Annotated in this window: 29 protein-coding genes; 9 read left to right on the top strand and 20 right to left on the bottom strand. The window is 65.9% G+C overall.

All coding sequences use genetic code 11. From position 1 onward, the window contains the following. Positions 1–7: 7 nt before the first annotated feature. Positions 8–1,276 (bottom strand): MFS transporter, encoded by a 1,269-nt coding sequence (locus M2390_RS05550; protein ID WP_259177541.1) that lies wholly within the window; start codon positions 1,274–1,276, stop codon positions 8–10. A gap of 87 nt (positions 1,277–1,363) precedes the next feature. On the opposite strand from M2390_RS05550, the gene M2390_RS05545 reads away from it, so the two are divergent. Then, on the top strand, positions 1,364–1,942 hold the full coding sequence (locus M2390_RS05545) for a TetR/AcrR family transcriptional regulator (RefSeq protein ID WP_259177540.1): 579 nt from the start codon (positions 1,364–1,366) through the stop codon (positions 1,940–1,942). 60 nt (positions 1,943–2,002) lie between these two features. Here M2390_RS05545 and M2390_RS05540 read toward each other — a convergent pair whose 3' ends face one another. Continuing rightward, positions 2,003–4,630 (bottom strand): Rne/Rng family ribonuclease, encoded by a 2,628-nt coding sequence (locus tag M2390_RS05540; RefSeq protein ID WP_396822690.1) that lies wholly within the window; start codon positions 4,628–4,630, stop codon positions 2,003–2,005. Between the two features lie 881 nt (positions 4,631–5,511). Here M2390_RS05540 and M2390_RS05535 point away from each other — a divergent pair. Next, entirely contained in the window at positions 5,512–6,111 is a 600-nt protein-coding gene (locus M2390_RS05535; RefSeq protein WP_259177539.1) for a vitamin K epoxide reductase family protein, read from the top strand. A 77-nt stretch (positions 6,112–6,188) separates the two neighbouring features. Here M2390_RS05535 and M2390_RS05530 read toward each other — a convergent pair whose 3' ends face one another. Both M2390_RS05530 and M2390_RS05525 read right to left on the bottom strand, forming a co-directional pair. Continuing rightward, positions 6,189–6,344, bottom strand: a complete 156-nt coding sequence (locus M2390_RS05530; protein WP_259177538.1) for a hypothetical protein — start codon at positions 6,342–6,344, stop codon at positions 6,189–6,191. Continuing rightward, positions 6,341–7,000 carry a DsbA family protein gene (locus M2390_RS05525; RefSeq protein WP_259177537.1) on the bottom strand — a complete coding sequence of 220 codons (660 nt, stop codon included), beginning with the start codon at positions 6,998–7,000 and terminating at the stop codon, positions 6,341–6,343. The genes M2390_RS05530 and M2390_RS05525 overlap by 4 nt, the downstream gene beginning before the upstream one ends. Before the next feature lie 93 nt (positions 7,001–7,093). Here M2390_RS05525 and M2390_RS05520 point away from each other — a divergent pair, with 93 nt between their 5' ends. The 3 genes from M2390_RS05520 to M2390_RS05510 are packed head-to-tail and all read left to right on the top strand — an operon-like array spanning position 7,094 to position 9,119. After that, a complete protein-coding gene (locus M2390_RS05520) occupies positions 7,094–7,462 on the top strand; it encodes a GntR family transcriptional regulator (protein WP_259177536.1) in 369 nt (122 codons plus the stop codon). After that, positions 7,459–8,349: an ABC transporter ATP-binding protein gene (locus tag M2390_RS05515; RefSeq protein WP_259177535.1), complete on the top strand. Its 891-nt coding sequence runs from the start codon at positions 7,459–7,461 to the stop codon at positions 8,347–8,349. The genes M2390_RS05520 and M2390_RS05515 overlap by 4 nt, the downstream gene beginning before the upstream one ends. After that, complete coding sequence (locus M2390_RS05510) at positions 8,346–9,119, top strand: hypothetical protein (RefSeq protein WP_259177534.1); 774 nt, start codon at positions 8,346–8,348, stop codon at positions 9,117–9,119. The genes M2390_RS05515 and M2390_RS05510 overlap by 4 nt, the downstream gene beginning before the upstream one ends. A 49-nt stretch (positions 9,120–9,168) precedes the next feature. Here M2390_RS05510 and M2390_RS05505 read toward each other — a convergent pair whose 3' ends face one another. Next, a complete protein-coding gene (locus M2390_RS05505; protein ID WP_259177533.1) occupies positions 9,169–9,966 on the bottom strand; it encodes an inositol monophosphatase family protein in 798 nt (265 codons plus the stop codon). Between the two features lie 81 nt (positions 9,967–10,047). Between M2390_RS05505 and M2390_RS05500 the strand changes: the two genes are divergently transcribed. Continuing rightward, positions 10,048–10,998: an Lrp/AsnC family transcriptional regulator gene (locus M2390_RS05500; protein ID WP_259177532.1), complete on the top strand. Its 951-nt coding sequence runs from the start codon at positions 10,048–10,050 to the stop codon at positions 10,996–10,998. Between the two features lie 101 nt (positions 10,999–11,099). On the opposite strand, the gene ndk is transcribed toward M2390_RS05500, so the two are convergent. Beyond that, positions 11,100–11,516 carry a nucleoside-diphosphate kinase gene (gene ndk / locus M2390_RS05495; RefSeq protein ID WP_030143793.1) on the bottom strand — a complete coding sequence of 139 codons (417 nt, stop codon included), beginning with the start codon at positions 11,514–11,516 and terminating at the stop codon, positions 11,100–11,102. Positions 11,517–11,796: 280 nt separating this feature from the next. On the opposite strand from ndk, the gene M2390_RS05490 reads away from it, so the two are divergent. Then, complete coding sequence (locus tag M2390_RS05490) at positions 11,797–12,621, top strand: CPBP family intramembrane glutamic endopeptidase (protein WP_259177531.1); 825 nt, start codon at positions 11,797–11,799, stop codon at positions 12,619–12,621. Positions 12,622–12,634: 13 nt separating this feature from the next. Here the strand turns inward: M2390_RS05490 and M2390_RS05485 are convergent, their stop codons facing one another. From M2390_RS05485 to M2390_RS05440, 10 genes are all read right to left on the bottom strand, one after another. Further along, entirely contained in the window at positions 12,635–13,036 is a 402-nt protein-coding gene (locus M2390_RS05485) for a hypothetical protein (RefSeq protein ID WP_259177530.1), read from the bottom strand. Continuing rightward, positions 13,033–13,683 (bottom strand): Asp23/Gls24 family envelope stress response protein, encoded by a 651-nt coding sequence (locus M2390_RS05480; RefSeq protein WP_259177529.1) that lies wholly within the window; start codon positions 13,681–13,683, stop codon positions 13,033–13,035. Before M2390_RS05480 ends, M2390_RS05485 begins: the two co-directional genes overlap by 4 nt. Further along, positions 13,680–14,246 (bottom strand): RNA polymerase sigma factor, encoded by a 567-nt coding sequence (locus M2390_RS05475; RefSeq protein WP_259177528.1) that lies wholly within the window; start codon positions 14,244–14,246, stop codon positions 13,680–13,682. The genes M2390_RS05480 and M2390_RS05475 overlap by 4 nt, the downstream gene beginning before the upstream one ends. Before the next feature lie 178 nt (positions 14,247–14,424). Then, positions 14,425–14,598 carry a CsbD family protein gene (locus tag M2390_RS05470; protein ID WP_030143798.1) on the bottom strand — a complete coding sequence of 58 codons (174 nt, stop codon included), beginning with the start codon at positions 14,596–14,598 and terminating at the stop codon, positions 14,425–14,427. A 27-nt stretch (positions 14,599–14,625) separates the two neighbouring features. Beyond that, the gene (locus tag M2390_RS05465) at positions 14,626–14,841 is read right to left on the bottom strand and encodes a hypothetical protein (protein WP_259177527.1); all 216 of its coding nucleotides are present in this window, start codon (positions 14,839–14,841) and stop codon (positions 14,626–14,628) included. A gap of 47 nt (positions 14,842–14,888) precedes the next feature. Further along, a complete protein-coding gene (locus M2390_RS05460) occupies positions 14,889–15,506 on the bottom strand; it encodes a hypothetical protein (protein WP_259177526.1) in 618 nt (205 codons plus the stop codon). Then, the gene (locus M2390_RS05455; protein ID WP_259177525.1) at positions 15,503–16,069 is read right to left on the bottom strand and encodes a DUF6286 domain-containing protein; all 567 of its coding nucleotides are present in this window, start codon (positions 16,067–16,069) and stop codon (positions 15,503–15,505) included. The genes M2390_RS05460 and M2390_RS05455 overlap by 4 nt, the downstream gene beginning before the upstream one ends. Next, positions 16,066–16,413, bottom strand: coding sequence for a hypothetical protein (locus M2390_RS05450; RefSeq protein WP_259177524.1), 348 nt, complete (start codon positions 16,411–16,413; stop codon positions 16,066–16,068). Before M2390_RS05450 ends, M2390_RS05455 begins: the two co-directional genes overlap by 4 nt. Next, a complete protein-coding gene (locus M2390_RS05445; protein ID WP_121688837.1) occupies positions 16,410–16,601 on the bottom strand; it encodes a DUF2273 domain-containing protein in 192 nt (63 codons plus the stop codon). Before M2390_RS05445 ends, M2390_RS05450 begins: the two co-directional genes overlap by 4 nt. Then, a complete protein-coding gene (locus tag M2390_RS05440) occupies positions 16,598–17,053 on the bottom strand; it encodes an Asp23/Gls24 family envelope stress response protein (RefSeq protein WP_259177523.1) in 456 nt (151 codons plus the stop codon). The genes M2390_RS05445 and M2390_RS05440 overlap by 4 nt, the downstream gene beginning before the upstream one ends. A 204-nt stretch (positions 17,054–17,257) precedes the next feature. On the opposite strand from M2390_RS05440, the gene M2390_RS05435 reads away from it, so the two are divergent. Together M2390_RS05435 and M2390_RS05430 are read left to right on the top strand one after the other, a co-directional pair. Continuing rightward, on the top strand, positions 17,258–17,857 hold the full coding sequence (locus M2390_RS05435) for a hypothetical protein (protein ID WP_259177522.1): 600 nt from the start codon (positions 17,258–17,260) through the stop codon (positions 17,855–17,857). Continuing rightward, the gene (locus tag M2390_RS05430) at positions 17,839–18,468 is read left to right on the top strand and encodes an RES family NAD+ phosphorylase (protein ID WP_259177521.1); all 630 of its coding nucleotides are present in this window, start codon (positions 17,839–17,841) and stop codon (positions 18,466–18,468) included. Before M2390_RS05435 ends, M2390_RS05430 begins: the two co-directional genes overlap by 19 nt. A 47-nt stretch (positions 18,469–18,515) precedes the next feature. On the opposite strand, the gene M2390_RS05425 is transcribed toward M2390_RS05430, so the two are convergent. The 4 genes from M2390_RS05425 to M2390_RS05410 form a co-directional block, all read right to left on the bottom strand. After that, on the bottom strand, positions 18,516–19,151 hold the full coding sequence (locus tag M2390_RS05425) for an ABC transporter ATP-binding protein (RefSeq protein ID WP_259177520.1): 636 nt from the start codon (positions 19,149–19,151) through the stop codon (positions 18,516–18,518). 8 nt (positions 19,152–19,159) lie between these two features. Beyond that, positions 19,160–21,097, bottom strand: a complete 1,938-nt coding sequence (locus tag M2390_RS05420; RefSeq protein WP_259177519.1) for a hypothetical protein — start codon at positions 21,095–21,097, stop codon at positions 19,160–19,162. Between the two features lie 267 nt (positions 21,098–21,364). After that, positions 21,365–21,751, bottom strand: coding sequence for a DUF4233 domain-containing protein (locus M2390_RS05415; RefSeq protein ID WP_187978068.1), 387 nt, complete (start codon positions 21,749–21,751; stop codon positions 21,365–21,367). 2 nt (positions 21,752–21,753) lie between these two features. After that, on the bottom strand, positions 21,754–23,058 hold the full coding sequence (locus M2390_RS05410) for a folylpolyglutamate synthase/dihydrofolate synthase family protein (protein ID WP_187978303.1): 1,305 nt from the start codon (positions 23,056–23,058) through the stop codon (positions 21,754–21,756). Positions 23,059–23,348: the final 290 nt, after the last annotated feature.

Here is a 23,348-nt window from a genome sequence, read left to right as displayed (position 1 = left end):
GTACTAGCTAGCGAACGGAACGAACAGGAATCACGGCAAGCCCGCCCAGGATAACCAGGACGATGCCGATCGGAAAGAGAAGTGCGTAGCCAAAACTCAGCGCGATAATCCCGGCGAGGGCCGGCGCGAGGGTTTGCGGTAGCGTGGCGGCGATATTGATCACGCCGAGGTCCTTGGCGAAATCCTCCTTGCTGGGCAGCACCTCGCTGATCAGCGCGGTATCCACCGACTGGAAGACGCCAAATCCAAAGCCGGACACCAGGGAGAAAAGCGCCATGCCGCCCTCATTGGGCATCAGCAGCGGGACCAACAGGGCCAGGGCAAGGATCCCGGCCGCGACCATGACAAACACACGCCGACGACGCAGCTTGTCCGAGAGTGGCCCGGCCACCAGCGTGGAGACCAGCAGGGCCGCCATGCTCAGCAGCGCAAACTGCGGGGTGAGCTCGATTGCGCGCTCCTTACTGACCCCGATGTATTCCTGGAGGATGAAAATCATGTAGGTGCTGACCATGAGGTAACCGGCGTTGAGCAGCAGTCTTCCGGTGAAGGCCCAGAAGAAGTCGGGGTGCTTGACCGGGTTGACCCAGAACCCGCTCAAAAAGACCCTCAGGTTGAACGGTTCGCGGGGGCGCTCGCGGTTATCCTTATCGGGATTCAGAACAACAAACAGCGTCAGCACCACCAGCGCAATTCCGGCAAAGAACACGTAGCCCACGGGGATGTTTCGGGCGAACTGGGAGCCCACCATCTGGCCGCCAACCATGCCGAGCATGAGCCCTAGGCCGATGATCGCCGAGAAGGTTCCGCGGAGGGGCCGGGGAACCCGGTCCGGCATGACCGCGCTCAGCGGACCCTGGGCGAAGTTATAGGCGATCTGCACGGCGATCCAGGCGATCATGATCTGCCAGACCGAGGTGCCGAGCCCCATACCCACCAGCGCGAGGCCACCCACCAGGGCGCCACCCACGATCCAGGGGGCGCGCGGACCAAACCGGCTGCGGGTCCGGTCGGACACCAGGCCGGCCAGGGGCTGCGCGATCATCGCACAAAACGCACCGACGGTGAGGACCAGGGAGAGGTTGGTCTCCTTGTTTTTCGGGTCAATCTCCTGAATCTGCAACGAGAGCAGCAGCGAGGCGGTGGCACCCCACACCATGAACATCGCGATGTTGGCGGGAAGCAGCGTGCCCAGCAGAACACCGAGTTTACGGTCAAAACGCGCGGGTTCGCCCCCGGGTGCGGGGGCGTCGGTGGGAAGTGGTGCGTGTGTCACGATGCTCCTTTTGGTCGACGCTGACATTCAAAAGCATACAGTGAACGGTTTTACTCCGAAACCCCCTGTCTGATATACGATGGGCCAATGTCTGATCGCACTCCCCTCTCCCCCAAAGGCACCCGACAACGCGAAAAGATCCTCACCGTGGCGCTCGAGGTGTTTGCCGACGAGGGCTACCGCGGCACCTCGCTGCGCACGGTTGCCGCGCGCTGTGAACTGAGCCTGGCCGGCGTCATGCACTACTTCGAATCCCGCGAGGACCTGCTGGTGCAGATTCTTCAGCGACGCGACGAGGTTGACGGGGCGACCATCACCCCCGAGCACCCGATCCGTGACTTTATTGCGATCCTGGAGGCCAACACCTCGCGCCCCGGACTGGTGGAGCTGTTTGTGACGATGTCTGCGGCGGCGAGTTCCCCCGAACATCCGGCGGCGGCGTACTTCCGGGAACGCTACACCCGAATCACCGACGAGCTGTGCGAGTTCCTGGAGATGCGGGGCGATACACGCCCGCTGCCCGAACGGGCTCGCGACGCCCGCGCGCTGATCGCCCTGGCCGACGGGCTCCAGCAGCAGTGGGTCACCAACCGCGAGCTCAGCATCGCCGACGAGTTTGCCTACGCGCTGGCCACCCACTCCAACGGGTTCCTGCGCGAGGACTAATCCCCCGAACATACGGCAATCGCCGCCCCGAAGCCGGGGCGGCGATTGCCGTTTTTGTGCCTATTCCGCGGTGGGCTGAGCCTCACCGTCGTGACGCACCGGGGTACCGGTGAGCGCCTGGGTGCTGACCCGACGGTTACGGTTGCGTCCCTTACCCGGCTGCTTGGGCTCGGGCAGGGCGTCCAGGACGGAACCCAGCAGATCCTCGGCCACCTTGACGTCCACCTTGTGGTTCTTTCGAACCGCTTCCAGCGGGATGTCCAGCAGCGGCAGGGTTTCGTGTCCGCCGCGACGGCTCGCACGACCGCGGCCACCGCGGGCCGGACGCTCGGGACGCTCGGCGGGAGCATCCTCGGTCACCGGCGCGGACGCGGTCTCGGCGGCGGCCGGGGTGGCCGACTCGGTCGGAGCGGGCTCGGTCACGGGCTGCAGCAGGGCCGCCAGCTCGGCGGCCGGCGACTCGGTCTGCTCCAGGAGCAGCTGCGAGTCACGGTTCTTTCCACCGCGACGACGCTTCTTGCGCACCTCGACCACCGGGGCCTCGGCCGTAGCCTCGGCGGCACCCTCGTGCTCGTGGGTTCCGGCGATGGTGCTGGCGGCAATCTGCGCCAGCATGTTCTTGGCATCATCGGTGATCGCGTGGGTCGCGGCCTTGGCGGCGGGCTGCTGCTGAGCGGCACCGTTGTTGTGGCCACCGTTCTGCTGCTGAGTGTTCTGCTGCTGACCGGCACCACCCTTGCCACGACGACGCTGCTCGGGCTGCGGGGTCTGCTTGTGCTTCACAACCGGGTCGTGGTGCACGATGACACCGCGGCCGGCGCAGGTCTCACAGGGCTCGCTGAAGGATTCCAGCAGACCCAGACCCAGCTTCTTCCGGGTCATCTGAACCAGACCCAGCGAGGTGACCTCGGCCACCTGGTGCTTGGTGCGGTCGCGGCTCAGGCACTCGATCACGCGGCGCAGCACCAGGTCACGGTTGGATTCCAGGACCATGTCGATGAAGTCAACCACGATGATGCCACCGATGTCGCGCAGTCGCAGCTGACGAACGATCTCCTCGGCCGCCTCCAGGTTGTTCTTGGTGACGGTCTCCTCAAGGTTTCCGCCGGAGCCCACGAACTTACCGGTGTTGACGTCGATCACGGTCATCGCCTCGGTGCGGTCGATGACCAGCGAACCACCCGAGGGCAGCCACACCTTGCGGTCCAGGGCCTTCTCGATCTGCTCGGTGATGCGGTACTCGTCGAAGACGTCCTTGCTACCCTCGTAGCGCTCGACGCGATCGACCAGGTCCGGAGCCACCTGCTGGAGGTAGCTGGTGATGATCTCGCGGGCATCGTCTCCGGCGATCACCATCGACTGGAAGTCCTCGTTGAAGACGTCGCGGACGATCTTGACCAGCAGGTCGGGCTCGCTGTGCAGCAGGGCCGGGGCGTTGGCCTTCTTGACCTGCTCGGAAATGTGCGCCCACTGCGAGGTGAGGCGGTTCACATCCAGGGTCAGCTGCTCCTCGGTGGCACCCTCGGCCGCGGTGCGGACGATCACGCCGGTGTTCTCGGGGAGAACGGCCTTGAGGATCTTCTTCAGACGGGCACGCTCGGTGTCCGGCAGCTTGCGGGAGATACCCGACATCGAGCCATTGGGCACGTACACCAGGTAGCGACCGGGCAGCGAGACCTGGCTGGTCAGGCGGGCACCCTTGTGACCCACCGGGTCCTTGGTGACCTGGACCAGGATCTTGTCGCCGGGCTTGAGCGCGAGCTCGATCCGACGGGGCTGGTTACCGGTGGTACCGGCGGCCTCCCAGTCGACCTCACCCGAGTAGAGCACGGCGTTGCGACCGCGCCCGATGTCCACAAACGCGGCCTCCATGCTGGGCAGCACGTTCTGCACACGACCGAGGTACACGTTGCCGATCAGCGAGGCTTCCTCGTTGCGGGCGACGTAGTGCTCAACCAGGACCTTGTCTTCGAGCACGCCGATCTGGATCTTCTGGTTCTTCTCACGCACCACCATGGTGCGATCCACGGCCTCGCGGCGGGCGAGGAACTCGGCCTCGGTGACCACGGCGCGGCGACGACCGGCATCGCGACCGTCGCGGCGGCGCTGCTTCTTGGCCTCCAGGCGGGTCGAGCCCTTGATCTTCTGCGGCTCGGTGATCAGCACGGCCTCGCGCGGCTCGCGTGCTGGGCGGGTGTTCTCGCGACGATCGCCGTCACGGTAGGTGTCACGCGAGTTTTCACGGTAGCCATCGCGGCCACCGTCACGGGGGTTGTCGCGAACGTTATCGCGGGCGCTCGGACGCTCGTCACGAGCGTTGTCCCGGTTGCCGCCACGACGACGCGAGCGGCGACGGGTGGACGAGTACTCCTCGTCCTCCTCCGGCTCAAACTCGGCTCGCGCGGGGCGGGCGGGCAGCGGGGGCAGGTCCGGTGCCAGGAAGATCAGGGCGGTGGAGGGTGCCGACACAAACGGCACCGGCAGCGGGCTGACAATCCGCGGGGCCGCAGGGACCTCCACGACGGCTGTCTCGGCAGCGGCGGGCTCGGCAGCGGCTTCGGCACCATCCGAGGCAGCGGCGGACGACTCGGCAGCCGGGGCACCGGCGGCTTCGGGGGCCGCGGGAGCGGCGGCCTCGGCGGCTACAGCGGTGGAACCCGCGGTCGCAGACTCGGCAGACGAAGACACAGCCTCAGCAGGCGCTGACCCGGCAGACGCAGACCCGGCAGGCACTGACTCAGCAGGCACTGACCCGGCAGACACTGACTCAGCAGGCACTGACCCGGCGGGCGACTCGGAACCGGTCACCGCTTCGGCGGCACCCTCGGCCCCGGCGGCCTGACGTGCGGCGGCCTCGGCGGCCTCCGCCTTGGCCTGCTGCTCAGCCTTGGTCGGGCGACCCCGACGACGCTGACGCGGTGCCGCCGGCTCGGCGGCTTCCGCACCCGCAGGCTCGACACCGGCGGCCTGTGCGCCGCTGGCCTCATCGACCTGAGTCTCGGTGGCGGCCGCCGACGACGAAACCGCAGACGTGGCGGGAACCTCGGGTGCGGCACCCGAGGATGCCTCGGTGGTGACCACGGCGTCGCTCGGTGCGGTGGCCGCACCGGCGGAGGCGCTCACTCGGCGCGATGCGCGAGCCCGGCGCGGGGCACGCGACGAGGCTTCCTCGGTCACCGGGGGGTTCGTCTCCGAAACCCCATCGGTTGTGGCGTCATTAGTGCCGGCAGGTACTGCCTCATTTTTGTTTTTATTCACCATTACTGGTGCACTCCTCATCCGATTAGTAGCCGCGCTACCATCCGGGAATCTTGGGCGAATCTCTACGCCTGGGCGTTCAACTCACCAAATCCTATGCACTACAGCGATCGGCCCCGTGGCTCGGATCGCTTTGCGGGGGCGTTTCCCAACGCTCACTCGCGCATCAGGCGCGCTCGGCACCTGACAAGCCTTCGTTCATCCAGGTTTCGCGCGGCGAAACCTGCACAGCTCTCATTATCGCACGCGGGAGGCATCAACATGCGAATGACCTTCGCATTTTTCCCAAATCGCTATGTCATAATTCGAGCATGACCAGCACCGAAACGACGCGTCAACCACGCCTGCTCGCCATCTTCCTGATTGTGGCCGGCCTCGTGGGATGGTTTGCCGCCTTTGAACTCACCGTCGAAAAATTCCACGCGCTCACCAATCCCGGCCAGGCTCTGGGGTGTGACGTCAGCGTGCTGGTTCAGTGCTCGGCAAACCTGAACTCGTGGCAGGGCGCGGTCTTTGGCTTCCCGAACCCGATCATCGGCCTCGGTGCCTGGATCGCACCGATCGTGGTCGGCGTGGCAATCCTGGCCGGTGCCCGGTTCCCGCGCTGGTTCTGGGTGGTCTTCAACGTGGGCATGCTCGGCGGCATCGTATTCGTGATCTGGCTGATCACCCAGTCGATCTTCGTCCTGGGCACCCTGTGCCCCTGGTGCATGCTCACCTGGTCGGTCATGATCCCCTCGTTCCTGTCGGTCACCCTCTACAACCTGCGCGAGGGCAACATCCCCGCCGGTGCGGGTGTGCGCCGCGTGGCCGGCGCCCTGCTCTCCTGGATCATCCCGCTGACCCTGGCCATCTACATCATCGTCGCCGTGATCGCCCAGCTGCGTCTGGATGTTCTCGGCAGCCTCTAACCTCCGGGCGTGTCGCTCGGCACATAAAAACACCGTGTCCCCCAGTAGGGGTGACACGGTGTTTTTATATGGTGACGCTAGCCCTCGAGCATTGCCGCCGATTCCGCTGTCGGTGCCGTCGCATCGGGCTCGCCCGCCGAGATGCGTGCGGGATGATCAACCGGGATTGCGCAGCCATCGGGTCCGCAGGCCTCGGCCGCGGGGTCGCCGATCAGCGTGAAGGGGCCGTTCATGCGCCGCGCTCCGCGCTGACCTGGGTGAGAACCTGCTCGAACGCCTGTGCCTCCTGCGCGCCGGACACCCCATACTTGCCGTCGATCACAAAGAACGGGACGCCCTGGATTCCGTATCCCTGCGCCTGCGCCTGGTCGGCACGCACATCCGCCAGATAGCGGTCGGATTCCAGGGCGGCGGTCAGCTCCGCGGCATCCAATCCCACGGTGGCGCCCAGCTCGGCCAGGTCGGCGATGTTTCCCACGTGCTTTCCGTCGGTGAAGTATGCCCGGAAGAGCACCTCGGCGAGCTCGCGCTGCTTACCGTGTGCCTTGGCAAAGTGCAGCGCCTGGTGGGCAAGCACAGTGTTGGTGTGACGCAGCTTGTCGAAGTTAAACTCCAGGCCGGTCTGGGCGGCAATTCCGGTCACGCGCCCCAGCATCTCGGTGATTTGCTCGGCGGGCATGCCCTTGTGGTTCACCAGGAAGTCCAGTTCGCTTCCCTCGAAGCCAACCGGGGTATCCGGTGCCAGTTCGAAGGAGTGATACTCCACCTCGACCGGAGTATCGGAACCGGCGGCGAAGGCGGCGACGCCCGCCTCAAACTTGCGCTTGCCGATGAAGCACCACGGACACGCGATGTCGGACCAGATGTCTACCTTGATGGGTTCAGTCATACCCAGGCCAACCCGGCAGCCGGAGAAAACATTCCCAAAAGAAATTCCTCGGCCCACTGGTCCATTAGTCAACTAATGGACTAGAGTGGTGGTGTGTTCACAGGTACCACTCCCCTCTTTCAGCAGCTCGCCACACGGCTCGCCGATGACATCGTCTCCGGAACCTACCCGGAGGAATCGGCGGTGCCCTCGGCGACCGACCTGGCCGTGTTTTTTGATCTGAACCCGGCCACCGCCTCCAAGGGCGTCAACCTCCTGGTGGAACAGGGCGCCCTCTACAAAAAACGCGGAATCGGCATCTTTGTCGCCCCCGGCGCTCGAGAGCTCCTGCTCGCTCAGCGTCGAGAACGACTCCGCGCCGACTTTGTTGAACCCCTGGTTCGCGAAGCAAACCTGCTCGGGCTAGGCCCCACCGAGATTGAGCGCCTGGTCCGCGACACCATCGCAAAGGAACCCTCATGACCGACCATCTTGTCCTCGACGGCGTCACCCGACGCTTCGGCTCACACACCGCACTCGACGGCGTATCCTTCACCCTGCCCGCCGGCAGCATCTGCGGCCTCCTGGGGCGCAACGGTGCGGGCAAAACGACGCTGCTCTCGCTGATCGCCGGCCAGGATCTGCCCAGCGCGGGAAGCATCCACGTCAACGGACACTCCCCGTTCGAACACGCCCCCACACTGGCCGGGATCAACCTGGTGCGCGATAATCAGCGCTACCCCGATGACTTCACCGTGCGCAACGTGCTCACCATTGCCCCGCGCTTCCTCCCCCACTGGGATGCGCAGTTTGCCCGGCAGCTCGTCGCGGGCTTCCGGGTACCGCTGGATCAGTCGGTGAAGAAGTTCTCCCGCGGCCAGCTCTCCGCGGTGGCCATCGTGCTGGGGCTGGCATCTCGCGCTCCGCTCACCCTGATGGATGAGCCCTACCTCGGGCTCGATGTCAACGCACGCCGCTACTTTCATGAGGCCCTGGTGCGCGATGTGGCCGAGTACCCACGCACCGTGATCCTCTCCACCCACCACGTTGAAGAGTCCGAGTCTCTCTTTGACCGGGTGCTGATCGTGGATTCGGGACGAATCCTGCTGGACGCGGATATCGAGGAGATTCCCCGTCTCGCCTTCACCGTGAGCGGACGAGATGATGCCATTCGCGAGCTGGTCGCGGATCGCGAGGTCCTGCGACTCCAGACGGTCCCCGGCCTCGCCTCGGCCACCATTCGCGGCACCGCCGACGCCGCCTTCATCGACCGGGCAGACAGAGCCGGGGCGCGCATCCAGGAGGTCAGCGTGGCCGATCTGGTGACCGCGTTTGGCAGCGATTCCGCAGCCGAGGCGGTGGCAGCATGACCGTACTCGAGGCTTCCGCCCAGACGCTCATTCCCGCCACCTCCACGAAGGGACCCACCATGAATTCAGTGCTCGCAGTTACTCAACTGCACCTCACACGAAAGCGGATGACGTTCGGGGTGCCGGTGCTCTACGTGGGCATCGTCGCGGTGCTATCGATTCTGATTTCGCTGATCTTCTGGCGGGCGGGCAGCCAGCCGGGAACGACCGGGTGGATCGAGGGCTCCCGATCCAACCCCGGGCTGGTTTGGACACTGGGTGGGTTCCTGGGCTACATGGGTGTGTCCTCGACCGCGACCACGTTCCGGTTCGCGATCACCCTGGGGGCCACCCGGCGGGCCTTCACCCTGGGCACACTGCTGTGGAACCTGGTGATTGCCACCTACCTGGCCGTGGTGCTGACCGTCCTGGCCGCGCTGGAACTGGCGACCAACCACTGGTTTGTGGGCTTCTACATCTTTGACATCGCGATCCTCGGCACGGGCAACCTGTTCGCGACCTTTGTGATCGTTCTCCTGGGTGTGCTGTCAATCCTGACCGTGGCCGGGGTGTTCGGGGCCGCCTGGATTCGCTTCAGCAACCGTGGACCGATCCTGCTGGGCATCGGCATCGGCTTGGTGCTCGTCGTGGCCGTGCTGATCCTGGTTCCCCAGGCCGCCCAGATTATCGCCGCGTTTGAGCCCTGGTGGCTGGCCATCGCCGCGGGCGTCGCCATTATCGCCGCGAGCCTCGGATCCTGGCGCCTGCTGCGCCGCGCGATTATCCGATAGTTCGTCGCCGCCACATTGCCCGCCCGGAGCAACCGGGCGGGCTGTGTGTTTAGCGAGCCAGGGCGTCCAGCAGGGTATCGCCTAGCGCCGGGGTGGCCACCAGAATCGAGGGCGAGCTCGGGGTCCACGGCTCACCGGCGGTATCGGTGACGAATGCGCCAGCCTCACGGGCGATCAGCACGGACCCCAGCAGATTGGAGCGGTCATCACCGTACTCCCAAAAGCCATCCAGGCGTCCGGCCGCCACATCGGCTATCTGCCAGGAGGTGGGACCCAGATTGCGGACGGCCCCGGCCACGCCGAGCACCCGCGCAAGCGAGGAGCCGGCAGACGCCACCGACGCGGGATCCTGGGCGGCGAAGGGCGGCTGGCTGGTGCACACCAGAGCCACGGCAATATCGCCGGTTTCCGACGGAACAATCGGATTACCGTTACGCCACGCACCCTCCCCGCGCATGGCCGTGTAGCTTTCACCCAGGACCGGATTGTGCAGCACCGCCAGGACCGGCTCACCGTCCTGAAGCAGGGTCGCGGTCAGGCACCACTGGGGAAGCCCGCGCATGTACTGCACCGCGCCGTCCACGGAGTCGACCAGCCAGGCCCGGCCCCGCGGCAGGGCGGCGGCGTCGAGTTCATCAATCCAGGTGGCCTCCGGCACAAGCGCGGCCAGGGCCGGACGCAGAATGGCCATCACGTCGGTTTCCAGGGCGTCGAACGCCGCGCGAAACGCGGACATGGTCGGGGTGGGGGCGATCCGCGGACGGGTCAGGAGGTGTGCGCCGGCATCGCGCAGGGCGATGTCGATCGGCTGACAGAGGGACGAGATCGATGTGGTGTGTGTGCTCATCTCTTGAGCATGGGACCGGCGGACCATGTCGGTCCCATCTTGCTCAGAATCTGAGCGGTATATGCCGGTAGGATCAGATACATGAGCGATTTAGCACTGAGCCTCACGGATCAACGCATCATTGCCGCCCTCCAGTGCGACCCGCGCGTCTCGATCGAGCACCTCGCGTCCGTCCTGGGCCTCGGGGTGCGACCTGCCGGACGGCGACTCAACACTCTACTGGACTCGGGTGAGCTGCGCATCATCGCCCGCACTCCCCCGCCCACTCGCACGGCGCTCATGCTGCGGATCCATATCCTCGGCGGCAAGCTGGACCAGCTCGGGCGGGCCCTGGCCCGACGGGAGGACATCCCCTATATCGACGCGTCCATCGGGGGCGATGAACTGGCGGCGGTGTTGATCGCCGAGTCCGACGTGGCCGGACAGCTGGTGGCGCGCCAGCTCCCCGCCTCCGGCGCGATTACCGCGGTCGCGGCCCACCCGATTCTGCACGTGTTCTCCGAGGCGAGGAACTGGCGACTCAACGTGCTCAGCGCCGAAGAGCGCCGGGCCCTTACCCCGCCCGAGACGTTTTCGCGGCCACCGTCCGCCGAGTCCCTGAGCGCCCGCGATGCGGCAATCATCAGGGCCCTCGGCGCGCAGCCCCGCGCCAGCGCCGCGCAGATCGCCGCCCGCATCGACGCCCCGGAATCCACCGTGCGTCGCCGCCTTACGGCCCTGCGCGCCTCCGGCCAGGTCCTGTTTGAAACGGCGGTAAACCCGGCGCGCCTGGGCCTACCCATCGACGTAAATTTCTGGATGCGGGTTTCTCCGCGCCACCTGGAGGCCGTGGGCCAGGCGCTGGCTCGCCATCCGGCCGTTCACGGTGCCCTGGCGATTGCCGGAGCCTTCAGCCTCAACGTGGCGGCGTGGTTTGCCAGCCTGGAGCACCTCTACCAATTCACCACCGAAGTCTTGGCGGAATTACCGATCGAGAGCGCCGAACCGGTCGTGGTGGGCGCGGCCATCAAGCGTCCGGGAGTCACGGTTTAGGGCCACGCATCGGTCGAGGTCTCACCACGGGAGACGCGGCACAACGCACTCTGCCCCAACAAAAAACGGCACCCCTCGGGGTGCCGTTTTTTGGATGCCTCCTAGTCGAACCAGAGGCCCAGCTCACGCTGTGCGGACTCGACGCTGTCGGATCCGTGGACCAGGTTCTGCTGCACGGCCAGGCCCCAGTCGCGGCCGAAGTCACCACGGATGGTGCCGGGGGCGGCGAGGGTCGGGTCGGTGGTGCCGGCAAGGACACGGAAGCCCTCGATCACGCGGTCACCGGCAACGCGGATGGCCACAACCGGGCCCTCCAGCATGAACGCAACCAGGGGCTCGTAGAACGGCTTGCCCTGGTGCTCGGCGTAGTGCTGCTCAAGACGCGAACGCTCCGGCTGGACCATGCGCAGGTCAACAACCGAGTAGCCCTTGGCCTCGATCCGGCGGATGATCTCGCCACTGAGCTTGCGGGCAACACCGTCCGGCTTAACAAGGACGAGGGTTTCTTCAACGGCCATGGGGACCTCCTAGGTCTGGGAAAGGGGGAGGGCAAAAGCCCACACACACGATAACAAGCCCGGTGATCCGACGGGGAACCGTGGCGGCGCGGCGGACGAACATCTGACGTTCATACCCGCCGCGCACCCCCTTGAACTGGGGTGCACGCCGGGAGCGGGAACGCTGTTCTTGAGCCGAGACCTAACGCTACATTCGCAGTAGCGGGGTGCCGGTGCCACGCCGAAACACGGCGTTGCGCGGGCAGCGTCGAGGTGCGAGATTCACCGCGAAGGGGGAAACATGACGAGTTCGGTACGCACGACCAGCGCATGGGCACGGTTTTGGGAGCGTGGTGGATGGTGGCGAGCGATCGTGCTGGCGGTCGCATACATCGTGCTGTACAACGTGTTCTCGCTGGCCTTCCTCCCCCTGGCCGAGCACACCGCGGAGGGCTCGGCCGCGGCAATCCTGGTGGGCTATATCCTGCCGCTGACAGTCGGCGGGGCGCTGCTGGTCGGGTTTTCCCTCTCCCTGGGATGGCTGCGACCACTGTTTGCACGCCAACCCATCACCGGCCGCGGCTGGATGTGGATCGCCGTCATCGTGGTGCTCGCATTCAACGTGTTGCACCTGCTCACCATCGACTATGCAGCCAACGGATTTGAGATTGTTGCCACCTGGCTACTTGCGGGGCTCTTCATCGGCTTTGCCGAGGAGCTCCTCACCCGCGGTCTTGTGATCCGGCTGCTGCGCAACGCCGGGTACCGAGAGATCACCGTGGCCCTGGTGTCCTCGGCGGTGTTCGCAGGCCTCCACGCCAGTAACCTGCTGACCGGCCAGCCACTATTTGCTACCGCATTCCAGCTGGTCTACACGTTCGCGTTCGGCCTGTGCATGTACCTTGCCCTGCGGGTCACCGGGAACCTGATCTGGCCGATCCTGCTGCACGCTTCCACCGACCCCACCATTTTCCTGTCCACCGCGCACTCGGTGGACTCCCCGCTCACGGCGATTGGCGGGCTGGGCAACTTCGCGGTTATCGCGGCGGCACTCGTCCTGGTGTGGTTTATTCGTGATGATCGCGCGGGAGCCCCGGGACTACCGGTGGACGTTCGCCAGGGCTGACCCGCGTCTAGCCTCACACCAGATCAGGCAACACCGGGGCTATTCCGTCCGCTTCGGGCAGGATGGATCGGGGTGCTGCCGTCTCCTCGATGTGCACAACCGTCAACTGGATGCTGGAGGCGGCGTCCCCCCTGGCCCGCAGTAACGTATCGACCGCATCGTGGGTGTGCCGGGCGGTTTCGGTGGCCCCGAATGCGGAGTCCACGCCGATTGCGACGCTGACCCGGACCGTATCGGATTCCCGCTCCAGCAGCACAAGCGTGGCCGCCCCATCGCGCAGCCCCAGCAGGCGAGCGCCCACCTCGACCACCCGCGCCACCGTAAGCCCAGCCTGAAACACCCCGGTCACGCCCGGCAGTGCGCGCACGGTCGCCTCAATCTCGGCGGCCAGTTCAAAGTCTTCGACGGTACTCATCGGTTTTCCTCCGGCTCGGTTCCCTGCGATCGGTCACCCTGACCGGTGGTGTCCGGTGCCGCCACATCACGCACCGAGACGTCAATCCCGGTGATTTTCAACCCGGTGTGGGTGTGCAGACGTGTGGCAATCTCTGCGCGTAGCAGCGCGATGGCCGCGGGGATCGGGGTGCCAAAGGCCACGCCGACCTCCAGCCGGATTCCGACCGGGGCACCAAACTCCTCCACCTCCCCGTCGAGATGACAGCGTCCCACCAGCACACCCGGGACCGCGGTTTCGGCGGCCCGGATGAGTCCACGAAGCGCACCCTCGGTGATGCCCAGATCAACACCGGGCACCTCTTCGGTCAGCGGAATGCGACGGCCGGCCCGAGCATCCAGGGCGATCCCCGCCAAGATCCCCTGAACCCAGCCCTCGTCGGTGGCCGGTTCCGCCGCGACATCCGCGGCCAGCAGTTCGGGAGTGAGCGCGCGCAGGCGCTCCAGGGCGTCCAGCGCGAGTCGGCACCCCGCGGACTCCTCGATCGCCGGATTGGCGGGCGTGCGCCCGGCATCCAGGTAGTCGGTCAGGTCCTCGAGGGTAAACCCGTCGAGTTCCTCCGGCTCCACGCCGAGGGTTTTCAGGTCATAGTCTGGTTCACCGGTCATCGCCACTGCTCCATCCGTACGATGATGTATTTTCGGGCGCGGGCCAGCAGGCCTCGGACGGTCGAGAGTGGCAGATCCAGCTCCTCGGCAATCTCGTCATACCCGTAATCACCAAGCTCCCGGAGCACCCAGCACTCACGCTGCGCGTCCGGCAATTCTTTCAGCGCGGCGCTCAGAGCCGCAACACTCGCCAGCGCTTCGGCTCGACGTGGTGGGGTCGCGGCGGGTGATGCCACGGGTTCCACCAGGTCAATATCCGCATGGGGTTTGCTACTGCGCAGTCGATCCACGGCCTTGCGGCTGGTGATCCTCATCAGCCAGCTCTTCACCCGCTCGAGATTTTCCAACTCGGGCAGCTGCGCCCAGGCGGTGATAAAGGTGTCCTGCACCACATCGTCCACCTCGGCGCTGCCGGGTAGGATGCGGCGGGCATAGGCGCGCATCATGGGTGTATACCTGCGGACCAAGACCGCGAAGGCCGCGGTGTCACCGTCGGCCGCCCGCCCGGCAACGATCCGGTCATCCGCGTTTTCCAGCGCACTAGAGAACCGTTCACCGCTCATACCCCGTCCCCCTCAGTCGATGAGTATTCGCCGCCAGCCACACCCGGATTTCTCCGACCGCGGCTTGGCTGTGCACTCATCCTCTCCCGCCGCCTCGCGCGAAACAAGAGTATTTTGTCCATTCGTTATCTATCGTCACGTGAACGGGGGCGAGCCCTGTGGCTCGCCCCCGACTCGACTACTTCTTAAACGCGTCCTTGACGTCCTCGACGGTGTCCTTCACATCGCCCTTGACCTGATCGGCCTTGCCCTCGGCGACCAGCTTGTCATTGTCGGTGACGGTGCCAATGACCTCCTTGGCCTTTCCGACGACGGTGTCCGCTGCTGCCTTGATTCGGTTTTCTGCACTCATGATGAGACTCCTCTGTTTCGTGATGATCTAGTTGCCGACGAGAGACTTACGCGTCTTCTCGAGGGATTTCTGGGCGTTCTTGGCGAGCTTCTTCCGGGCCTTCTTGGCGTCCGGACTCGTCCATAAACGTTCAACCTGGTGACGCAGATCCTCATAGTTCTTGCCGCGGTTTTTTGCCGACTGCACGCCCACAAAATAGGCCGCCGCCACGAGGATTGCGATGATTAAGAGATTCTTTGGCATCCGTACCACTCCTTTTGTTGAGATTGACGATTGTTGAGATTGACGACCTAGCGCACCCGCGTTGCCGAGCGCCACCGGTCCAGCCATCCCCGACCCTGCAGGTGCAGAATCACGGGAATTGTTGTGCCGGCCAGGGCATCCCAGTCACGCACGGCGTGCTGAACCTCATCGAGCACGCGCGGGAGCCGGGCTCCGCGTCGCAGGGTCACGGCAAGCCGGATCGCCGGGGCGCGTCGCACCCGATAGACGCTCGTGCTGGCCGAGAGCACATCGGTGCTCTCCCGCAGTCGGGCGGCGATCAGGGTGTCGGCCAGATTTGCATCCAGCGCGGTCTCCCCCTGCTCCCCCGAGGCCCGCAGGACGGTGGCGGTCTTTCCTCCTCCCCGGGTGGAGAGGAAGATGATCAGCAGGACCAGCAAAACGATGATCTTGGCGATGGCCAACACGGCCGCCCCGGAGAGGGCCACCCCGCCGGGCAGTTCAAACCAGAACGATCCCAGCCAGTCGCCGATCCCGGATAGCCAGCCGGCCACGGTATCCAGCACACCATCGGCCCAGGCGGGCAGACGCCCGCTGGCCAGCGCAAGGAATGCGCCGACAACCGCGAGCGCGAGCCCGGTGACCAGCAGCAGGGCACGATTCACGATGCGATTGGTTGCATTCATGAGACCACTCCCCGTTCGGCGATTCGTACCCGAACCTCGCTGACAAAGCCGGCCGCGGTGAGGGTCTCCCGGGCGACCTCACGCACGGATTCGGGATTGAGCGCCACACCGCTGGTGGGTGTGACGTGCACACTCGCCCGAGTGCGACCCACAACCACCGAGACGTTGCTGCGGTCCAAGCCCTCGGCTTCGGCGACCCGATCGGCCACCGTATCGGCGAGGACCCCGTTATCCACGAGGATCGCCAGCCGGTCGGTGCTGCGCGATCGACGATCGCGACGACCCGGCGCGAGCGCCAGCCAGATCAGCAGGATGGCCAGGAGCAGCAGAAGGATTCCGCCGCCCAGCGCCACGGCCCCCACATCGAATGCGACGTGACGTCCGGAGAGGAACTCGGCCACCCCCGTGGCCACCCGGTCATCGATGATCATCCAGATACCCAGCACCAGCAGGGCACCCAGCAGGAGGGCTAACAGGCTCGCGGTCACCACCGCCGGAGCGGTGCGTGAATCGTGACTCTCGCGCCGGAGGACGCGGGTGTACACCTGTGTGTCGATACTCATAGAACCCTCCTCTCGCGAACTTCACGGACACCCGAATAGCGGATGTCCACCACCGAGACGGTGCGTCCGGCAAGCGACTCCAACCCACGGATCACCGCTTCACGAAGCGCCTCGGCCCGGGTGATCAGGGTGTCCCCCGGACGCTGGCCGAGGGCAACCGGAACGGTCACCGTGGCCTTCAACGCGCCGGCCTCATCCGAAAAGGAAACCGATACGTCCTGGGCGGTCACCCGTGCGGCATCGCGCACCAGCCCCACCGCGAGATGCTGAAGCGCCCGGCCCGTGACGGTGGTCCGTCCGATGAGTTTGCGCTCACCGGTATCGGCTCGGACGTCCCCGGTCATGACGAGGAACGCCGTCCACGGAACACGTCCGCCAGGGCGCGCACATCCAGTCGGCCATCAACAATCCGCCCGATCCCCGCTCCCACCAGCATCGCGACGGCCACGAGCACAAAGGCCCAGAAGCCGAGCACGATCCAGGTCAGGGCGAGGACCGCACCGATTGCGGCCCCCACTCCCGACTTACTCACTGGACTCGAGCCTCCTGCGGAGCCTTCTGCTCCTCGTTGTCATCCTCGGAGGGGATGTGGACGTCGTTGACGGTCACGTTGACCTCGGTGACGTCGAGACCCACCAGGTCCTCGATCGCCCGGTAGATCGCGGCGCGTACGTCATCGGCGACCTTCTGCAGGGATACCGGGTACTCGGCCACGATGGTCACGTCGGCGGCGGCCTGCTTCTCGCCCACCTCGACGCTGATGCCCTGGGTGAGATCGGTGGTGTTCAGTGCATCGCGGATCGCGCCGACCACACGGGCGGCACCTCCGCCGAGGGCGTAGACGCCGGGAACCTCGCGGGCGGCAATACCGGCGATCTTGGCGACGACTCCGTCATCAATGGTGGTTTTGCCACCGAGGCTTCCGGCGGCCGCGGCCGTCGGGTCGATCTTCGTCTGGGGGTTGGTTCCGGTTACGTTAGCCATGATGTTCTCCTTCACAAACCTGTCCGCACTCGGTGGTGCGGATCGCCTGAAGCGGCGACACTACTAGGACGTTTCCGGCACGGGGATCGTCACAAAACAGTCGGCATGTTTTTTCAGCGATGCGGAAAAGCCCGGAATTTCGCGGGAAAACCTGGATCTCCGGCGATACCAACGTTAGACTCGATCGTAGGAAACGGAGGAATCATGCCGATCAAGCAGCAGCGCACCGCCGCCGACGCCGCCCTGGTACACGAGGCCGTGCGCGCGGTGACCGGTGCCGACGCGACCCCCGCAGAGGTGGCCGACCTCCTGGACCGGGTACGCGCCCGGACCGCGGTGAGCGAGCTCTCCGGTGTTCTCGCCCGCACGACCCACACCCCACATCCGGCCCTGGCCCGCGGTGCCCAGGCGGGTGAAAACGCGATCCGGGCGATCGAAACCGAGTTTGGTCTACTCACCAGCGCAGAGGTGGCCAAGATCCTCGGTTCCTCCTCCACCCCGAGCGCCATTCGTGCGCTGGCGAGCGATATGCGCGGGCGCGGCGAGCTCCTGGCCCTGAAACGGCTCAACCGGTTTGTCTATCCGGGGTTCCAGTTTGATCGCGAGCGCGGCCGAGTGAAGCCCCTCGTGAAACCGCTGGTGGCACTCGCCCACACGAGCGGATGGGATGAGATCGACGCGGTCCTGTGGCTGTGTTCGCCGACCACGTATGTCGCAGACGGCGCCCGTCCGGTCGACCTCATCGACACCGATCCCGAGCGGGTTTTGGAGATTGCCCGGCGCGCATGGAACCCCGGCTGGTAGTTCCGGCACCGCCGGAACCGTTCGATCCCGAGACGATCGAGCTCCCCGCGGGCCAAGACCTGTTTCGCGTGCACGCGGCCGAGCGCCTGGCGACCACCTTTAATCCCGGGTACGGGGCACCCAGCCGGTTCGCCTTTTTCGGGGATCCGGTCGTTCCGGTGCTCTATGCGGCCGAAACCGAGCAGGCGGCGATCGCCGAAACCCTGCTCCACGACACCCCGCTGAGTGGCGGCATCCTGCTCCCCTCCGCGTACCGTGGCCGACGTCTCTCCCGAATCACCACGACCCGCCCGCTGCGCCTTGCCGCGCTGCTGGGCCTCGGCCTACGCCGGCTCGGGGTGAGCGCCGACCAGGTCACCGCAACCCCCGCCGCCCACTATGAACACACGGTGCACTGGGCACGCGCCGCCCACGAAGCGGGGTTCGACGGCATCGCCTATATGAGCCGCCAGTGCAACTCGGACCGTGCATTCGTGCTCTTCGGAGACCGCGCACCCCAGGCCCTCGCCCCCGAATCCGAGCTCCACTGGGACTTCGACGACCCCACGGCCGGACTCCCCCGGCTGATCACCTTCTGCACCGGCCTGGGTGTGGAGGTGGTGGCGCGGTAGTGCGGACGCCGCGGGATAAGGATCCCCCTTCACACGGGTGCACGTGACTATCCGAGTCGAAATCGGGTGTCGCAGGTATCGGCAAAGTCCTCATCGTGGGTTGTGATGACCACCGTTGCGCCGGCCTCCGCCCGCGTACGCAGCAGACTCATCACTCGTGCGCGATTGCCGGCATCGAGTGAGGCGGTGGGTTCGTCGGCGAGGATCAGGTGCGCCTGCCGATAGATGGCACGGGCAATCGCGAGCCGCTGCTTTTCGCCACCGCTGAGCCGCGCGGCAAGCTCCCGCTCGCGCCCGGAGAGCCCCACCTGTTCCAGCGCCGCGTGCAGTTTTCCGGCGTCTCCACGCACGGTGGCCCCGAGTGGGCCCAGCGCCATAACCGTGTTGGCTGCAACCGTACGCTCCTCGATGGTGCCATAGTCCTGAAAGACAAAAGCCGCATGCTCACGCCAGAATGCGCGACGGGTACGCTCCGAGGCGCGGGAAAAATCGGTCCCGTCTACCAGTAGCTTGCCGCCCGAAATCGGGATCAGGAGCCCGAGTGTATGCAGCAGGGCGGTCTTACCACTGCCACTGGGCCCGGAGAGCGCGGTGATGGTTCCCGGGGCACAGGACAGTGAGACTCCCCGAATCAGTGTGTGATCGGCGAGGCGGACCTCGAGGTTTTGGGTTTCAACGTGCATGGTCTTCCCTAAATACGTCGGTGGCGCAGATTGACAAACACGCGCTGTCCGGCGCGCATATGGGTGAGCGGGGTCAGGAGGATCGCGAGCACCCCCACACCGGCAACGATCCAGAACCCCGGTTGTTGGGCGATGCCAACGATTGCGGTGATGGTCACAACCACCGCGGCCGCCTGAATGCTCTCGGTTCGCACCCGGGCGGCCACCACACGTAGTGGCCGTACGCCGGCCACCCGCAGCGGATGGTCGGCCCGCGCATTCACCTCCGCGTGAATGCGCGCCCCCAGGATGGTGGCCAACACGAGCCCCAGTATGAGTGCGGCCAAGGCCGCGGCGCTCAGCGTGGCAAAACCCGCGGCGAACTGCGCCTGAACCAGCCCGTTTTCGGCAATGTAGCGTGCGCGCACCTCACCCTGTAGCCCAAATTCGGCGAGCAGCTGCTGGGCCGATTCACGATCACGAAGCACGATATTGCCGCTGGTTGCGAGTGCGGCGAGAAAATCATTATTGAACACGTTGAGGTTTTCAAACATCACGATTCCCACCCCTGGTCGCGCGTCCAGGGTGCCGTTTCCGAGTCCCACTCCGAGGACATCGGTGCCCGGCACCGGAGTCAACAGCTCGAGACTTTCTGAAACAGAACGAGCCTGCTCGGACGTCCCGGTCCAGTTTTCAAGATCCTGCCGAAAGGATTCGCGCAGTGATTGCGAGGCTCGATTGCGGGTTCCCGCGGGAACTCGATCCTCGGGAAACCAGCGCGGCGTGGCAAACATGATCGCCGCCGGGATATTTCCGGTTACCCCATACTCACGCAGTTGCTCCCGCTCCCAGACGATCGATAGCGCCGCCAAGCCGCGCTCATCGGCAGCGCGCAGCATGGCCGCAACCGGGGTTCTCAGACGCTGCCACCGCTCCTCGGTACCGGATGGGATCACGATCTCCGTGCGCTGTCCCAGACTTTCCCACTGCGAGAGTTGACGCGCCGCGTCCGAAGCCTGCGCCTGTGCACTCAGTGCGGGCGACAGCGTTCCCAAAACCGCGGCCAGCAGGATCACTCGAGCGATCGCACCCACGCGTCCCAGTGCACGCATGGGCGGTATCCGCCGAGCCAGCATCCGTGACGTCGGAAGAGATGCGGCCGTTACCGAGACCCCCACCAGAACAGCCAGAATCCACCCAGTGAGAATTCCGCCCGCCAGGAGGGTGGCGATTCGCGGCACAAATACCCAGCCGCGCCACAGCCCAACAATGAGCGCCGTCACGGCCGTCAGCGCGGTGGAGGTTCCCAGGAACGTGCCGCTAAAGAGGCGAATATCCGCAAGCAAAACCCTGCTCGGACGGATCCCCGCCAGGATACTGAGCGCTCGCCCGCGCGCTCGGACCGTGAGCCAGCCGAGCATGGAAACAATGCTCAGCCCGAAGACCGCAAGCGTCGCCATGAGAAAGCTCGGTTGGCTCAGCACCAGGCGTATAGTCTCCCCCGGGGAGTCCTGACGCCAACTCATATCGATTGCGACCGAACGTGCCCAGCGAGCGAAACCGGCGCGGTCCGCGGTTGTCCCCGTAACCAGATACTCCCCCGCCGTCGGGCTCGACTCAAGCCGATCTGCCCCAACCAGGCTAGCCGCGGGCAGCGGACCGAATCGAGGAACGCTCTTGGGGCGATCACGCTCCCGTTCGAGCTCCGCGTACACGGATCCACCTCCCGATACTGCCGCCGGAAGTGCCCGCACCAGCCCCAACCCGAATCGCGCACTCGCTGCGGCAAGGTCGGATCTGAGACGGGCGTCGTCGGTCGCACCGGACGGATACGTCAGCACGACACTCGCCCGTGCCCCCACCGCCTCGGGAAGGGAACGATCCCGCAAGTCGGTGATCAGGGCAGCAAGAATCAGGGTGAGGACACAGGCCACCACCGCGATCCCCGCCACCCCGCGCTTACGCACTCCCCGCACCCTTCCCGCTAAAGAACGCGACACTCGAAGCGGTGTCCGTTGCGAGAACGCTACGTCGAAGGGTGGACGAATCCCAGGCTTCGCCAGAAAAGAACGTGCCTTCAAGAGGAAAAATGCCGCGGTTCTGGGGATCTGGCCGAGAGCCAGGCGTTGGCCGCAGGACAAGGTGGACACGGTCGCAGACACGCACAAACGCCGCGGCGCGGATCCCGGAGGACCCGCGCCGCGGCGTGTGTAGAGGTGGCAGGGAAACGGTGGCTATTCGCCGGCCGCCTCCTGGTGCCGGCGGAAGGCGGCGTTGCGCTCGTCGAGCTGCGTGCCCTTGTAGACACCGTAGATCCAGAGTGCCAGGAACAGAGCGGCGGCCACCCAGATCTCGCCCACCAGGAAGCCCGCGGCCACCAGGCATGCCTGCACCACCCAGCCGAGAATCTCGCCCAGCGGGCTCTTCAGCGTGGCCAGGGCGACCAGCATGATCACGATGACCACGCCGCCACCCACCAGCGCATACCAGGGCTCGCCCGGTGCGGCCTTCAGCCCAAACACCGTCAGGGAGGCCAGGCCGATGATGATGAGTTCAAAACCCAGGATGATCGACAGCAGCATCTCCTTGACGCCGCGCTGGCGCCGGACTCGTCCCGCCACGACTACGCCTTCCACTCGCGGTCGGCGGCGATCTCGATCGCCTCGCCGCCCAGCACGATCGATCCGGTCACCACAACCATGCGGCGCGGCGCCTCATCGGCCCACTCGCGGGCGGCCAGCAGCGCGTCCACCAGCTCCTCATACGGGGCAACCAGGGTGTCGGGCAGCTCGCTCAGGGCGATCTGCGCGAGCGCATCCACGTCGGTGGAACGCTCCGAGCTGGAGCGGGTCACCAGGGCGGTGGTCACGATCGGGGCCAGCTCGCGGAAGATTCCGGCGGCGTCCTTATCGCTGAGGATGCCGGCAACCAGGGCCACCTCATCCACGTCAAAGTAGCGCTCGATCGCCGCGCGCAGCGAACGCGCACCGTGCGGGTTGTGGGCCGCATCCACCAGGATGGTGGGGTCGGTGCCGATCAGCTGCAGGCGTCCCGGGCTGGTAGCCAGGGCCAGACCCTCGGTCAGCGGCTCCTCGCCCAGTGGACGCTCGCCGTCGCCGAGGAACGCCTCGACCGCGGTGATCGCCACGGCCGCATTCTGCGCCTGGTGATCCCCGTAGAAGGGCAGGTACAGCTCGGAATAGGTGGCCGCGCGACCGCGCACGGTGATCTGCTGACCACCCACGGCCACGATGTCCTCGGTGAGTTCAAAGTCGCGATCCTGCAACACCACGGTCGCCCCCACTTCGGCCGCGCGGGCGTTGATCTGCTCCAGCGCCTCGGGCTTCTGCGCGGCCGACACTACGATCGCACCGGGCTTGATGATGCCCGCCTTGGTCGCGGCGATCTCGGCGATGTTGCGGCCGAGCTTGCCCACGTGATCCAGGTCCACCGGGGTCAGCACGGCGATCTGAGCGTTGGCGACGTTGGTGGAATCCCAGGTGCCGCCCATGCCCACCTCAACCACGGCCACATCGACCGGGGCGTCGGCGAAGCAGGCGAATCCGAGGATGGTCAGCGCTTCAAAGAAGGTGATCTTCGGCTTGCCGGCGGCCACCAGCTCGGCGTCCACGATCTCCAGGAACGGCTCGATGTCGTCCCAGTTATCGGCCACCGCCGCGTGGGCGATCGGCTTACCGTCGATGCAGATGCGCTCGGTGAAGTGCACCAGGTGCGGGCTGGTGAACAGCCCGGTGCGCAGCCCGTGGGCGCGCAGCAGCGACTCGATCATCCGCGAGGTACTGGTCTTACCGTTGGTTCCGGTTATCTGAATCACCGGGACCTGGTGCTGCGGGTCACCCAGCAGCTCCAGCACGCGGGCAGTGGCATCCAGGCGCGGCTCGGGGGCCACCTCGCCGGTGCGCTGCATCAGCTTGGCAAACACGACCGCCGCACGGTCGGTGTCGAATTCGCTGTTGAGGATTTCCTCATCCACGTCGGTTTCGGCGTCCTCCCCCACATCCGACGGATCGGAGACGGGAAGACCCAGCGGACCGGAAAGCGCGGCGAGTTCCGCCGCGTCCTCGGCCGCCGCATCAGCGGGCAGGGCAGGTTCACCAAGCGCGGCGAGTTCCGCCGCGTCCTCGGCCGCCGCGTCGGCGGGAAGTTCGGGTTCGTTGGAGGAGTGAGTCATAAGAGCCGATCCCTTCGATATGCGAT

This window comes from Mycetocola sp. BIGb0189 (assembly GCF_024810155.1).
GTDB classification, from domain to species: domain Bacteria; phylum Actinomycetota; class Actinomycetes; order Actinomycetales; family Microbacteriaceae; genus Mycetocola; species Mycetocola lacteus.
This window is presented reverse-complemented; position numbering and strand designations above follow the sequence as displayed.